The sequence below is a fragment of the Microbacterium sp. SYP-A9085 genome, assembly GCF_009649635.1.
Lineage (GTDB): Bacteria > Actinomycetota > Actinomycetes > Actinomycetales > Microbacteriaceae > Microbacterium.
Window position 1 is genome coordinate 102,799 of record NZ_WJII01000005.1, and the last position, 12,911, is coordinate 115,709.

At 70.9% G+C, this 12,911-nt stretch carries 15 protein-coding genes and 2 tRNA genes; 4 read left to right on the forward strand and 13 right to left on the reverse strand.

Annotated features, from left to right (window positions below; translation table 11 throughout):
• Positions 1 to 10 precede the first annotated feature (10 nt).
• Both GH740_RS10940 and GH740_RS10945 read left to right on the forward strand, forming a co-directional pair.
• Entirely contained in the window at positions 11 to 466 is a 456-nt protein-coding gene (locus tag GH740_RS10940; protein WP_153746139.1) for an SRPBCC family protein, read from the forward strand.
• 44 nt (positions 467 to 510) lie between these two features.
• A complete protein-coding gene (locus tag GH740_RS10945) occupies positions 511 to 1,176 on the forward strand; it encodes an NAD(P)H-hydrate epimerase (protein WP_153746140.1) in 666 nt (221 codons plus the stop codon).
• A gap of 89 nt (positions 1,177 to 1,265) precedes the next feature.
• Here GH740_RS10945 and GH740_RS10950 read toward each other — a convergent pair whose 3' ends face one another.
• The 3 genes from GH740_RS10950 to GH740_RS10960 form a co-directional block, all read right to left on the reverse strand.
• The gene (locus GH740_RS10950; protein ID WP_153746141.1) at positions 1,266 to 1,577 is read right to left on the reverse strand and encodes a hypothetical protein; all 312 of its coding nucleotides are present in this window, start codon (positions 1,575 to 1,577) and stop codon (positions 1,266 to 1,268) included.
• A gap of 139 nt (positions 1,578 to 1,716) precedes the next feature.
• Positions 1,717 to 1,790 (reverse strand) — tRNA-Ile (locus GH740_RS10955).
• Positions 1,791 to 1,854: 64 nt separating this feature from the next.
• Positions 1,855 to 2,853, reverse strand: a complete 999-nt coding sequence (locus GH740_RS10960; protein WP_367641485.1) for a DMT family transporter — start codon at positions 2,851 to 2,853, stop codon at positions 1,855 to 1,857.
• 42 nt (positions 2,854 to 2,895) lie between these two features.
• Between GH740_RS10960 and def the strand changes: the two genes are divergently transcribed.
• Positions 2,896 to 3,462, forward strand: a complete 567-nt coding sequence (gene def, locus GH740_RS10965) for a peptide deformylase (RefSeq protein ID WP_367641486.1) — start codon at positions 2,896 to 2,898, stop codon at positions 3,460 to 3,462.
• 4 nt (positions 3,463 to 3,466) lie between these two features.
• On the opposite strand, the gene GH740_RS10970 is transcribed toward def, so the two are convergent.
• The 7 genes from GH740_RS10970 to dusB form a co-directional block, all read right to left on the reverse strand.
• Entirely contained in the window at positions 3,467 to 4,012 is a 546-nt protein-coding gene (locus tag GH740_RS10970) for a ribonuclease H (protein WP_367641518.1), read from the reverse strand.
• Between the two features lie 94 nt (positions 4,013 to 4,106).
• Positions 4,107 to 4,310, reverse strand: coding sequence for a hypothetical protein (locus GH740_RS10975; RefSeq protein WP_153746143.1), 204 nt, complete (start codon positions 4,308 to 4,310; stop codon positions 4,107 to 4,109).
• Positions 4,311 to 4,616: 306 nt separating this feature from the next.
• Positions 4,617 to 4,692, reverse strand: a tRNA-Asn gene (locus tag GH740_RS10980).
• 56 nt (positions 4,693 to 4,748) lie between these two features.
• Positions 4,749 to 5,540: an ATP-binding cassette domain-containing protein gene (locus GH740_RS10985; RefSeq protein ID WP_153746144.1), complete on the reverse strand. Its 792-nt coding sequence runs from the start codon at positions 5,538 to 5,540 to the stop codon at positions 4,749 to 4,751.
• A gap of 41 nt (positions 5,541 to 5,581) precedes the next feature.
• Positions 5,582 to 7,432 carry a DNA primase gene (gene dnaG / locus GH740_RS10990; protein ID WP_153746145.1) on the reverse strand — a complete coding sequence of 617 codons (1,851 nt, stop codon included), beginning with the start codon at positions 7,430 to 7,432 and terminating at the stop codon, positions 5,582 to 5,584.
• A complete protein-coding gene (locus tag GH740_RS10995; protein WP_367641519.1) occupies positions 7,432 to 8,814 on the reverse strand; it encodes a deoxyguanosinetriphosphate triphosphohydrolase in 1,383 nt (460 codons plus the stop codon). Before GH740_RS10995 ends, dnaG begins: the two co-directional genes overlap by 1 nt.
• On the reverse strand, positions 8,807 to 9,970 hold the full coding sequence (gene dusB, locus GH740_RS11000; RefSeq protein WP_367641487.1) for a tRNA dihydrouridine synthase DusB: 1,164 nt from the start codon (positions 9,968 to 9,970) through the stop codon (positions 8,807 to 8,809). The genes GH740_RS10995 and dusB overlap by 8 nt, the downstream gene beginning before the upstream one ends.
• Positions 9,971 to 10,027: 57 nt before the next feature.
• On the opposite strand from dusB, the gene GH740_RS11005 reads away from it, so the two are divergent.
• The gene (locus GH740_RS11005; protein WP_153746147.1) at positions 10,028 to 10,534 is read left to right on the forward strand and encodes a glutathione peroxidase; all 507 of its coding nucleotides are present in this window, start codon (positions 10,028 to 10,030) and stop codon (positions 10,532 to 10,534) included.
• 69 nt (positions 10,535 to 10,603) lie between these two features.
• Here the strand turns inward: GH740_RS11005 and GH740_RS11010 are convergent, their stop codons facing one another.
• The 3 genes from GH740_RS11010 to recO are packed head-to-tail and all read right to left on the reverse strand — an operon-like array spanning position 10,604 to position 12,880.
• Positions 10,604 to 11,278, reverse strand: a complete 675-nt coding sequence (locus tag GH740_RS11010; protein WP_367641488.1) for a DsbA family protein — start codon at positions 11,276 to 11,278, stop codon at positions 10,604 to 10,606.
• Between the two features lie 46 nt (positions 11,279 to 11,324).
• A complete protein-coding gene (locus GH740_RS11015) occupies positions 11,325 to 12,134 on the reverse strand; it encodes an isoprenyl transferase (RefSeq protein ID WP_367641489.1) in 810 nt (269 codons plus the stop codon).
• Positions 12,131 to 12,880: a DNA repair protein RecO gene (gene recO, locus GH740_RS11020; RefSeq protein WP_367641490.1), complete on the reverse strand. Its 750-nt coding sequence runs from the start codon at positions 12,878 to 12,880 to the stop codon at positions 12,131 to 12,133. Before recO ends, GH740_RS11015 begins: the two co-directional genes overlap by 4 nt.
• Between the last annotated feature and the right edge of the window lie 31 nt (positions 12,881 to 12,911).

A 12,911-nucleotide genomic window follows, 5' to 3' on the forward strand; every position in this document is an offset into this window, starting at 1 on the left:
AGGAGTGGACATGGCCCAGGTCACCGCAAGCGTGGACGTCGACGTGCCCGTGGACGTCGCGTACAACCAGTGGACGCAGTTCGAAGACTTCCCGCGCTTCCTCAGCTTCGTCGAATCCATCCGGCAGATCGACGACACCCTCACCCGGTGGCGGGTGAAGATCGGCGGCGCCGAGCGCGAGTTCGACGCCCGCATCACCGAGCAGCATCCCGACGAGCGGGTCGCGTGGCACAGCGTGGGCGGCGACGAGGATCAGGGCGGCGTGGTGACGTTCCACCGCCTCTCCCCCGCGGCCACGCGGGTCACCGTACAGCTGGACTGGCAACCCGAGGGGTTCGTGGAGAGCGCGGGAGCGATGCTCGGCATCGACGACCACGCGATCAAGAAGGATCTCGACAACTTCAAGGACTTCATCGAGAGCCGCGGCGCCGAGACCGGGTCCTGGCGCGGCGACGTCGAGAACTGACTGCCGTCACCGGCGCTGCGCGATAGTGTGGCGCCGGTGACGACATGAGGCACGGCTACACGGCACGGCAGGTGCGGGATGCCGAGGCGCCGCATCTGGCGGCGGGCGAGCCGCTGATGGCCCGTGCCGCCCTCGGCCTGGCCGCCGCGGTGCGGGATGTGCTGACCGGACGAACGCGGGTCCTCCTGCTGGTGGGCTCCGGGAACAACGGGGGCGACGCCCTGTTCGCCGGCGCGCATTTGGCGGCCTCCGGTTGCGACGTCCGGATCATCGAGGTCGGCTCGCGCGTGCACGAGGCGGCACTGGCCGACGCCGTCGCAGCCGGAGCTCGGGTGTCGCCCGCGGAGGATGCCGCGGAGCTGGCCGCCGCGTCCGACGTCGTCGTCGACGGCATCCTCGGTACCGGGGCCGCGGCGAGCCCGGCGCTGCGGGGACGCGGCCGCGAGGTGGTCGCGGCGATCCTGCCCATCCTCGAGCAGGCCGATCGTCCTAGGGTGGTGGCTGTCGACATCCCGAGCGGAATCCATCCCGACGATGGCACCGTGCCCGACCCCGTCGTGCTGGCTGCCGACGTGACCGTCACGTTCGGCGCCTGCAAGGCTGGGCTCCTGCGCGGCCGCGCCGTGGCGCTGTCCGGGCAGGTGCGGGTGGTCCCGATCGGCATCGAGGACGATCTCGCCCGGCTGACGCCCGCGATCACTGTGCCCTGAGCTGCTGCGGGAAGCGCTGCCAGGGCGGTGTCGTGGTCAACGATGTCCGGGCTCTGCACATTACTGCCGAGCAGTGACGGCGCGTGCTGTCACGCCAAGCGGGCGCGGATGGCCTCTTCGATCGCCCCTTGGGTGGGCGCGCCCGCCAGCCCTTGCTCGGTGGCATAGGCGCGGCAGGCCAGATCGTGCGTGCTGCCCGCGGAGTCGAATGCGTCACGCCCGTCGATAAGGATCGTGGGCGAGCCGGCGAACGCCACCGCCGCGGCCTCTTCAGTGTTCCGCACGAGCACGTACTCGACGGGGACGTCGGGATGTCCCAGGGCGTCGAGCGCGGAGCGAGTTCGCTCACCGGCGACCGTGCGATGCGGGCACGATTCGATGTGGACGATCTGCACCTTCATTGCACCATTGTCCGCCCGCGACGCCGGGAGGTCAGTGGGTGGTGGACCGCCGATGTGTACACACTGCGACGTCGTCCTAACACCTTTGCACAGAAGTGTTAGTAGACAGGCTCGAGGTCATGCCGGCCGAGTGCGTTTGTGGGGCGGGTGGGACTTGAACCCACGATCGTCGGGTTATGAGCCCGCTGCCTTCACCAGCTTGGCCACCGCCCCTCGGCTACAGAGCCTACCGTGTCCGGCATCGCGCGATGATCGGATCTGGACGCCGTCGTCGAACTCAGCGCTCGGGCTTGCCGGAGCCGGTGCCGTGGCTGCCGCGGCGGATCTGCAGCTCCTGGCTCTCGCTGAGCACCTGCGGATGGTTGCGGGCCAGTGAGAACACGCCGTACACGGCGATGGCGCCCGCGATCCCGAAGCCGATGAACGCCCACGCTCCGGCGGTCGCAGCCTCCCTCAGCACGGTCAGGCCGATGACCACCGCGACCATCGGGTCGACCACGGTGAGGCCGGCGATCACCAGGTCCGGCGGGCCGACCGAGTACGCGGTCTGCACGAAGTACGCGCCCAGCCCGGCTGCGGCGACCAGTCCGACCAGGCAGACCACCGTCATCCACTCGACGTCCCCGGCCTGCAGGCGCTTGATCACGATCTTCGCAAGCGTCGCGACGAAGCCGTAGAGGATGCCGGAGGCCACGATGTAGAACAGCGGGTGGGCGCGCTTGCGGACGAGCACCCAGCTGCCGGAGAGCACGACCAGCACGATGCCGAGCATCACCAGCACCGTGAGCAGCTGCCCTTCGGTGAGCGGGGTCTCGGTGGCCACGAACGCCGCGATCGTGACGAACACGAAGATCCCGCCGACGCACGCGATGATCGACCGCACCGACCGCCGGGTCGGGCGGTGGCCCGAGACGCGGGCGTTCAGCAGCGTCGTGAGCACGAGCGAGATAGCCCCCAGCGGCTGCACCAGGATCAGCGGCGCGAACGCGAGCGCCGTGAGCTGGCAGGCGATGGCGAGCAGCAGCATGAACGTTCCGGCCACCCACGACGGTCGCCGCAGCAGGCCGAACAGCTGCCGGAAGCTCAGCCCCTCGCTGCCGCTGGTACCGGTGAGCCGCTCGACCTTCGTCACGCCGCGGTGCTGGTACTGGGCACCGAACGACATAAACACCGCGCCGAGCAGGGCCAGCGGGATGCCGATCAGGATGGCGGGGTCACGGAACACCCCGACCAGCTGGTCGGTGACGTCAGCCAGCGGCAGGCCTGTCGCGGTCACGCTTCGACATTACCGGCGGCGACCCGTCGCTAGGCTGAAGACGTGGCCATTCTCCCGATCCGCATCATGGGTGATCCCGTCCTGCACTCCCCCGCCGGGGAGATCGACGAGATCACCGACGAGATCCGCCAACTCGTTGCCGACATGTTCGAGACGATGGATGCCGCGCCCGGCGTGGGTCTGGCGGCCCCGCAGGTCGGCGTGCCGCTGCGGGTGTACGTGTACTCCTACTCCGACGACGACGGCGTGCCGTGGCGAGGCGTGGTCATCAACCCGGTGCTGTGGATGCGTCCCCTGGTGCCGGGGGCCCCGGACCCCGACGACGAGTCCGAGGGATGCCTGTCCTTCCCCGGGGAGCGGTTCCCGCTGCGGCGGTCAGATGAGGTCCTGGTCACGGGCACCGACCTGGAGGGTGCGCCCGTGCGCATCGAGGCGGACGGATGGCGCGCACGGATCATGCAGCACGAGTTCGACCACCTCGACGGCATTCTCTACATCGACCGGCTCTCCGACGCGGACTGGAAGACGACGCAGAAGATCGCCCGCAAGCGCGGGTGGGGCGGCCCCGGTCAGGCCTGGACGCCCGGGGTCGACGACCTCGACGCCTGAGCTCTCACCGGCGCCCGACCTTGTCCTGTGCGGAGCGCGGCGGGGCGACATCCACGTCGATCGGATCTTGGCCGTCCAGCGACGACCACCGGCCCTCGGTGCCCTTGGCGGCGTGCGCGGCGGCCCGGACGGCGCGCTCGTCGGCCCAGCTGTTGAGCCGGTGACCCGCGTGGCCGCGGACGTGCTCGAGGATGACATCCGGCAGCCCGTGCGCGCGCCGGGCGTCGCGCTCCGCGATGAGATCCTTCAGGATGTCGACGTTCTTCGTCGGAGCGCCCGCGCTGGTCTTCCAGCCGCGCCGCGCATGCCCGTCCATCCAGGAGCGATACGTGTCGATGGCGTACTTCGAGTCGGCCTGCACGGTGAGCTCGCGCACCGCCCGGTGATCGCGAATGGCGTTCAGCAGGGCGAGCAGTTCGCCGATGTTGTTCGTGCCCTGCGGGAGCGAGCCCGCAGCCCACTGTCCGTCCTCGCCGATCCAGGCCCAGCCGGTGGGGCCGGGGTTGCCTGAGCACGCGCCGTCCGTCGCGACCGTGTACCTGTCGATGATCCGTCCTCCCAGCCGTGGGCCGGGAACGGGACCGCGACCCGACCGATCAGCCTACCGGGTCGGCGAAGTCAACCGTGACGCGAAGGGCTTGTGGTCAGAGGCCGGACACCCGGGGCAGCTCCGCCGCCATCTCCTGCCGTCGGCGCCCGAGTTCGGCCCGCAGTGCCCGCTCGCGCGAGCGCAGCGGAAAGCGGTCCTCCTGCTGGCGTGCCTTCTCCACCTGCTCGAGTTCCACGAGCAGTTCGCGAATTGTGGCCTGGCAAAGATCCGATATTCGCGATTTCGCCCACTCATCCATGCGCACACGCCCTCTCCGACTCGAAGCGCCTGCTCCGTGACCGTAAAGCCCGGTCCCGCGGACGAACCCCCGTGCGACCGCGGGACCGCAGCCCCTCACGAAGAGCATGACACTTCGAAGGATCCTGCGCACCGGGTTGACCTCGGTCGCGACAAGATGATAGGGCGACTCACAGACTCTGGGCGCTCGCGCCGCGGGGAACTGATCGCCGTCTGGCAGCGCGTTCGCCGGCGGCGACCATGGTGTCAGCCCCAACCTCGTCCAGGTCTCGGCATCACCCGGACCTCATCGAGATTCCGGGGCTTGTGGCTCCCCCACTTGGACTCGAACCAAGAACCTATCGGTTAACAGCCGATTGCTCTGCCAATTGAGCTATGGAGGAATACGTTCCGCGTTCCCGCGGACAGCCTGACCATCGTAGCAAACTTCGCGCGCGGCTCAGGACGCCATGATCCGAGGATCGGCCTGCGCACTCGGCGTCCAGAGCACGTCGTCGACGCTCCGCCCGTAGGCCACGACGTGCCCGCCGCGGAGCACCAGCACCTCCGCCTCGAGGGCTGCGATGCCGCCCCGGTCGTTGCCGATCAGCAGCGTCGACATCCCGTATCCCCTGCGGCGACGGATGACCGCATCTGCCACCGCCGCCCGCGCCTGCACGTCGAGATTGGCGAAAAGGTCGTCGGCGATGAGCACCCGCGGATCGAGCATGAGCGCCCTCGCGAACGCGACCCGCTGGCGCATGCCGGCACTCAGCTCATACGGGTACTTGACGCTGACCCCGAGCGGCAGTGCGAGCTCGTCGAGCAGCGCGGCGACCCGAATCGCCAGCGCGCGCGGATTCACCCTCCGGTCCCGACTGGTCACCGGCGACGCGATGATCTCCTCCACCGTCAGCCGCGACGGCAGCCGCGCCGCCTCGCCCTGGGCGACATGCCCGACGAGATACGTCAGCGCGCGCCGTGACCGGCCGGGCCGGCGCACCGAGATCCCCTCCACCCACGCGTCGCCGCCGGCGACGCTCAGCCCCTCACCGGGCGCACCCGCCAGTACCGCCGCGAGACTGGACTTGCCCGCCCCGGTCGGACCGAGCACCGCCAGCGCGCCACCGTGCGTGAGGCTGAGGTCCACGCCGTCCACGACGCGCACGGATGCCGCGCCTCGGCCGGGTCCCCGGCCGATCGACAGATCTGTGCAGCGAATGGCGACATCCGCGTCGCGATGGCGGGCCATGCCCTCATCCTGCCCTGCCGCGGGCCGTGCCGCCACCGGAGTCACTCGGCCACGAGACGCTGACGCTCCGCATCCAGCTCCCTCAGCTGCAGCCGCACCGTGCGCCCCTGCTCGGACTCCGCCGGCACCCGCTGGATCTCGCCGAGCAGTTCGCGCTTGCGCGCGTCGAGCTCGCGCGTGATGAGCCGGCGCGCGAGGTCCTGCGTAGACGCGGCCGCGTGGTCGTCGTCTCGGGCGGGGAATTCCCCCGTGAGCAGCTCCGCCGCCAGGCCCCGGTACGGCTCGCGCACCGCCGACACCGCCCCGACGGCCCAGCCGTGCCGCGACATGTCCGGGACCGCGGCGATGCTCTGCCGCACGGCATCCAGACCGGGATGCCGCAGCGGCAGCCCGATCGCCCGTCGCAGCAGATCGGCGTCCACCCGGTGCCCGAACTGCAGGAAGCCCATCAGCGCATCGCGTTCGAGCACGACGTCGGCGGTGCGCGGCAGGCTCGCGACGGTCACCCGCAACTGCGCCTCCACCGGCGTCTCCGGCCCGGCGGGATGCCGCGGCGCGGCGGGCTCCGTCTTCTCGGCGCGCCCCGCCCGATCCACCTCGCGGTGGACTTCGCCCGGGTCCATGCCCAGCCGCCGCGCCAGCACCCGCTCGTACTCCCTCCGCACGATCGGGTCGCGCAGCTCCGCGACGACCGGGCCCGCCGATCGCAGCGCACCGATGCGCCCTTCGACCGTGCGCAGGTCGAACCCCGCGAGGCGCTGATCGATCACGAACTCGAACATCGGCACCTTCGTGTCCATGAGCGACCGGACCGCGGCATCCCCCCGTTGCAGCCGCAGGTCGCACGGGTCAAGCCCCTCCGGGCCGACGGCCACGAAGCTCTGCGCCTGCAGGCCCTTCGTCGAGGCGAACGCGCGCACGGCGGCCTTCTGCCCGGCGGCGTCGGGGTCGAACGTGAAAACCACCTCGGCGGCCGCGTCGTCGCCGATCACGCGGCGCAGGATGCCCATGTGGTCGACCCCGAACGCCGTTCCGCACGTGGCCACCGCGGTGGTCACCCCCGCCAGGTGGCACGCCATCACATCGGTGTACCCCTCCACCACGACCACGCGCCGCGGATCGCCGCGGGAGATGTCGCGCTTGGCGAGGTCCAGGCCGTACAGCACCTGCGTCTTGCGGTACAGCACGGTCTCCGGGGTGTTCAGGTACTTCGGCCCGTTGTCGTCGTCGAAAAGGCGCCGCGCCCCGAACCCGAGGGTCTGCCCGGCGATGTCGCGGATCGGCCAGATCACGCGCCCGCGGAACCGGTCGTACACGCCGCGCGGTCCCTGCGAGACCAGTCCGGCGGCCAGCAGCTCATCGCGCGTGAACCCCTGCGCGGTGAGCGCGTCCAGCAGGCCCGACCACCCCTTCGGCGCGTAGCCGACGCCGAAGTGCGCGGCCGCACCGGCGTCGAAGCCCCGCTCGCCGAGGAAGCGCCGGCCCGCGTCGGCCTCCGGCGTCATCAGCCGCCCGCGGAACCATTCCGCCGCCGCGGCGTTCGCCGCGTACAGCCGCGACCGTCCCGACGTCTCGGGGGCGGCCCCGCCGTCCTCGTAGTGCAGCGTGAAGCCGATCCGCGCCGCGAGCCGCTCGACGGCCTCGGTGAACGTCAGATGGTCCATCTGCCGCAGGAACGTGAACACGTCCCCCGACTCGCCGCACCCGAAGCAGTGGTAGAAGCCGACCTGCGGCCGCACGTTGAAGCTGGGGCTCTTCTCGTCGTGGAACGGGCACAGCCCCTTCAGCGAACCGATGCCCGCCGACTTGAGGGCGACCCGCTCGCCGATGATGTCGGCGATGCTGATCCGCGCCTTGACCTCGTCGATGTCGGCCTGTGCGATCCGCGGCATCAGTGCGCCCCCCGCAGGTGCGACGGTTCCGGCGCCCCGCCGGGCCGAGGGTGCCCGCCGACCCGCAGCGGAGGCACCCAGACGCCCAGCGAGGGCGCATCCACCGGCCCGACCAGGTGGTCGTGCCAGGCGAGCGCCAGCTGGTCGGTCAGGCTCGCGACCTGGTCGACGACCACGCGCCGGGCCTCGGCATCCGTCCGCGCCGCGGCGAAATCGCCGGCGAACACCGAATCTAGCTGTTCGGGATGCCGCCACAGCGCGTCCGCGAGCCGCGCCAGCACGCGCCGCTGCTCCTTGTACAGCGCCTTGCGGCCCTCGATCGAGACGACGAAGGCGCCGATGATGCCCTTGAGCACCGCCATCTCCACCTCGATCACCCGCGGCACCACGACATGCGCGCGGTACCGGGTCAGCACCGGCGTGTCGTACGCCTCGCGCGTGGCCGTGGTCGCGGCCCGCGCGAACCGGCCGATGAGGTCGCTCGTGAGGTTCTTCAGCCGCGCCAGCGCCGGCCGCGACCCGTCGAAGGCGGTGAGCCACTCCCCCAGCGCCGTGAGCCGGAACAGGGCGTCCTCGAGCTCGTCGCGGTGGAAGTCGTATCCCACCCAGGACTGGATGGCGTCCAGCAGCCCCGCGTGCTCGCCGGGCGCGGTGAGCCGGGCCGGGTCCAGGTAGCCGTTCACGACGGCGTCCTCGAAGTCGTGCACGGAGTATGCGATGTCGTCGGACAGGTCCATGACCTCCGCCTCGATGCAGCGCACCCGCCCGGGCGCGTCCGCGCGCATCCAGTGGAAGATCTCCTCGTCCTGCGCGTACACGCCGAACTTCAGCCGGCCCCCGGCGTCCGGCAGAGGCCGGTCGGCCGTCCACGGGTACTTGCACGTGGCATCCAGGCTCGCGCGGGTCAGGTTCAGCCCGTAGCTGGTGCCGTCCGGCCCGAGCACCTTCGGCTCGAGGCGCGTGACGATGCGCAGGGTCTGCGCGTTGCCCTCGAACCCGCCGATGTCCTGCGCCCAGTCGTTCAGTGCGCGCTCCCCGTTGTGCCCGAACGGCGGGTGCCCGAGATCGTGATTCAGACACGCGGTGTCCACCACGTCCGGCGACAGGCGCAGAGCCGTGGCCAGTTCGCGGCCGACCTGCGCGACCTCCAGCGAGTGCGTGAGCCGGTTCCGGGCGAAGTCGGCCGGCGACGCGGGGCTCAGCACCTGCGTCTTGGCGGCGAGGCGCCGCAGGGCGGCGGAGTGCAGGACGCGGGCGCGGTCGCGGGCGAAGTCGTCGCGCTGGGAGCGATGCCGCTCGCCGAAGAACCGCGCGGCGTCCGCGTCGTCATATCCGCTCGGCCGCCCCGGGGCGACCTCGACCGCGGACCCGCCCTCAGCCACCACTCGTGTCGGCCTCCGATTCGGTGAGGGATGCCGCGTGGGCGCCGATCTCGCGGGAATCGAGCCAGCCCTCCGGCAGCACGGTCCGCTTCGGCGTGCCCGCGCGGCCGCGCTGCCCTTCGGCGGGCGCGCCCGGATACGGGGCATCCAGGTCCAGCTCGCCGAGCAGATCGTCGATCTCGGCGAGGCTGGATGCTGTGGCCAGCCGTGCACGCAGATCGCCGCCCACGGGGTAGCCCTTGAAGTACCAGGCCACGTGCTTGCGGATGTCGCGGCATCCACGGTCCTCGTCCTCGAAGAACTCCACCAGCAACTCGGCGTGGCGGCGGAACGCCCGGGCCACGAACCGCAGCGTCGCGTCCACCGGCGCGCCTCCCGCGGCATCCGGCCTCCCGAGAGCGCGCGCGAGGTCGCCGAACAGCCACGGACGGCCAAGGCAGCCGCGGCCGACCACCACGCCGTCGCACCCGGTCTTCGTCATCATCCGCTGCGCGTCGGCGGCATCCCAGATGTCGCCGTTCCCGAGCACCGGGACGGAGGTGATGGTGTCCTTCAGCGTCGCGATCGCGTCCCAGTCGGCGTTGCCGGAGTAGAACTGACTCGCGGTGCGCGCGTGCAGGGCTATCGCCGAGACGCCGGCGTCCTCCGCGATGCGGGCGGCGTCCAAGTACGTGAGGTGGTCGTCGTCGATGCCCTTGCGCATCTTCACGGTGACCGGCACGGGACCGGCGGCCCTCACGGCAGCGGTGACGATGTCGCGGAAAAGGTCAAGCTTCCACGGTAGCGCCGATCCGCCGCCCTTGCGGGTGACCTTCGGGACCGGGCAGCCGAAGTTCATGTCGATGTGGTCGGCGCGATCCTCGGCGACGAGCATACGGGCGGCTTCGCCGACCGTACGCGGGTCGACGCCGTACAGCTGGATCGAGCGCAGCGACTCGGACTCGTGGTGGCGGATCAGGCGCATCGTGGTGGCGTTGCGCTCGACGAGCGCCCGCGTCGTGATCATCTCGCTGACGTAGAGTCCCGCCCCGTACTCGCGGCACAGCCGCCGGAACGCGGTGTTCGTGATCCCCGCCATCGGCGCGAGCACGACCGGCGCGTCGAGCTCGATGGGCCCGATGCGCAGCGTGCGCGCGGGCGCGGCGGTGACAGTCACCTGACCATTGTTCCAGACCCCGCGCCGCGTGGCCGCGAGGCGCTTAGGCTGTGGAACATGGGCGACACCACGACGACCACGGCACTGCGCGACATCCCGTTCACGACCGCCGACGGGAGTACCCGCACCCTCGCGGCGGATGCCGACAAGGTGCTGCTCATCGTCAACGTCGCGTCCAAGTGCGGGCTGACCCCGCAGTACGAGCAGCTGGAGCATCTGCAGCGCACGTACGGAGAGCGCGGATTCTCGGTGCTCGGATTCCCGTGCAACCAGTTCATGGGGCAGGAGCCCGGGTCGATGGAGGACATCCTCGACTTCTGCTCGTCGACGTACGGGGTGACGTTCCCGGTGTTCGAGAAGATCAAGGTCAATGGCCGGGACGCCGCGCCGCTGTACAAGGCGCTGAAGGAGGCTCCGGATCCCGAGGGCATGCGCGGGCGCATCCACTGGAACTTCGAGAAGTTCATCCTGACGCCCGACGGCACCGTGCACCGCTTCCGGCCGCAGACCAAGCCAGACGACCCGGCCATCGTGGCCGTGATCGAGCAGAACCTGCCCGGCTGAGCAGAACGGGATGTCGCATCTTCTGCGACACCAACGGCGCCGCGGCGCAGCCCACCCGCGGCGCGATGCCTACTCGGCGGCCGCCGCGCGGTGCTCGTCCCACACCTGGCGGGTGATCTGCGTGAACGCCTCGGGCGGCTGCGCCCCGCTCACGCCGTACTTGCCGTCGATCACGAAGAACGGCACGCCGTTGATGCCGTACGCGGCGGCCTGCGCCTGGTCGGCACGGACGTCGTCGAGGTGACGACCGGATTCCAGCGCATCGCGGGCGGACGCGGCATCCAGCCCCACCTGATCCGCGAGCTCGACGAGGTCATCGACCCGGCCGACGTGGCGCCCCTCCGTGAAATACGCCGACATCAGCCGCTCGGCCATCTCGTGCTGGCGGCCCTGCTCCTTCGCGAAGTGCAGCAGCTCGTGCGCCTTCACCGTGTTCGTGTGCTGGAGGATGTCGAACCGGTACTCCAGGCCGGCATCGGCGGCCACGCCGGTGACCCGGTCGAGCATCTGCCGCACCTGCTCGCGCGGCATGCCCTTGTGCCCGGCGAGGAAGTCCAGCTCATCGCCGTCGAAGTCGACGGGTGTATCTGGCGATAGCTCGAAGGAGTGGAACACCACCTCGACCTGCGGGGCGTCCTCGGCAGTGGATGCCGCCGCCAGCCCCTTCTCCAGGTTCCGCTTGCCGATGTAGCACCATGGGCAGGCGATGTCGGACCAGACGTCGATGGTGATGGGTTCAGTCACGACGGGTGCAACCTCGCCGGGCGCCGCGTGTATTCCCGCGCATGCGTTAGAGAGCGGTGTCCGGTGCGTCGACGGCTCCGCCGAACCGGCGGTCGCGGTCGAGGTACACGTCGATAGCGCGCCATAGGTGCTCACGGGTGAAGTCCGGCCACAGCGTATCCAGGAACACGAACTCGGCGTACGCGGACTCCCACAGCAGGAAGTTCGACGTGCGCTGCTCGCCCGACGAACGCACGAAGAGGTCGACATCCGGCATGTCCGGCACGTACAGGCGGCGCTGCACGAGCTTCTCGCTCACCGCCGAGGGCTTCAGCCGGCCCGCGGCGACGTCCTCGGCGATCGACCGCATGGCGTCGATGAGCTCGACGCGGCCGCCATAGTTCACGCACATCGTCAGGGTCAGCACGTCGTTGCCGGCGGTGAGGCGCTGCGCGTACTCCAGCTCGCGGACCACCGAACCCCACAGCCGCGGCCGGCGGCCCGCCCACCGCACCTGCACGCCCCACTCGTTGAGCTGGTCGCGGCGGCGGTGCAGCACCTCGCGGTTGAACCCCATCAGGAACCGCACCTCGTCAGGAGAGCGGGCCCAGTTCTCCGTCGAGAACGCGTACACCGACAGATGCCGCACGCCGGCCTGGATCGCGCCGGCCACCACATCCAGGAGCGTCGACTCCCCCGCGCGGTGCCCCTCGATGCGGGTCAGGCCCCGGCGGTTGGCCCACCGCCCGTTGCCGTCCATCACGAGCGCCACGTGGTTCGGCACCGCGCCCTTCGGATACGCGGGCGGGTACAGCCCGGTCCAGTCCAGGGGGCGGTACGGTACTGCGTCCTTGTGCGTGTAGGGCTTCGGCGTCACCGGCGGGCCTCCTGCGGCCCGGGGTCGTTCAGGACGTGCTCGAGCGCCCGGATGCCGCGCTCGAGGTGCCACTGCGCATACGCTGCCACGAGCCCGGACGCCGCCGCCGTCGCGGCCGCGGGGGCGGCATCCACCGTCTCCCACTCGCCGGCGATCAGCGCCTGCAAGAGGTCCGTCGTGGTCAGATCGACGTGCACGGAGCCGGCGGGCGCGCAGTCGGTGCAGACGATGCCGCCCAGCTGTGCGACGAACGCACCGTGGGGTCCGGGCAGCCCGCAGCGGGCGCAGTCGCCGAGCCCCGGCGCCCAGCCCGACATCGCCATCGCGCGCAGCAGGTACGAGTCCAGGATGCTGCGCGCGGCGTGGTCGCCGCGGGACAGGGCCCGCAGCCCGCCGACCAGCAGCAGGTACTGCTGCGGGGTGGCCTCGGCCTCGTTGAGCCGGTCGGCGGTCTCCACCATCGCGCTGGCGGCCGTGTACCGGTCGTAGTGCACCGCGATCTCGGCGCCGTACGCGCCGAGGGACTCCGCCTGCTGGACGATGTCGAGGCTGCGTCCCCGGTACAGCTGCACGTCGGCGACCATGAACGGCTCCAGGCGCGCCCCGAACCGCGACGACGTGCGCCGCACCCCCTTCGCGACCGCGCGGATCTTGCCGTTGCGGCGGCTCAGGCACGTGACGATGCGATCCGCCTCCCCCAGTTTGTGGGTGCGCAGGACCACGACTTCGTCACGGTAGGTGGGCACCCCTCGATTATCCCGGCAAGCGGCCAGAATG

What these genes read in the sequence shown, in the direction of transcription:
- GH740_RS10985 (WP_153746144.1), bottom strand. Translation starts at nt 5,540, where the DNA reads ATGGCCCGCCATCGCGACGCGGATGTCGCCATTCGCTGCACAGATCTG.
- GH740_RS10945 (WP_153746140.1), top strand. Translation starts at nt 511, where the DNA reads ATGAGGCACGGCTACACGGCACGGCAGGTGCGGGATGCCGAGGCGCCG.
- GH740_RS10950 (WP_153746141.1), bottom strand. Translation starts at nt 1,577, where the DNA reads ATGAAGGTGCAGATCGTCCACATCGAATCGTGCCCGCATCGCACGGTC.
- GH740_RS11005 (WP_153746147.1), top strand. Translation starts at nt 10,028, where the DNA reads ATGGGCGACACCACGACGACCACGGCACTGCGCGACATCCCGTTCACG.
- GH740_RS10975 (WP_153746143.1), bottom strand. Translation starts at nt 4,310, where the DNA reads ATGGATGAGTGGGCGAAATCGCGAATATCGGATCTTTGCCAGGCCACA.
- dnaG (WP_153746145.1), bottom strand. Translation starts at nt 7,432, where the DNA reads ATGCCGCGGATCGCACAGGCCGACATCGACGAGGTCAAGGCGCGGATC.
- GH740_RS10940 (WP_153746139.1), top strand. Translation starts at nt 11, where the DNA reads ATGGCCCAGGTCACCGCAAGCGTGGACGTCGACGTGCCCGTGGACGTC.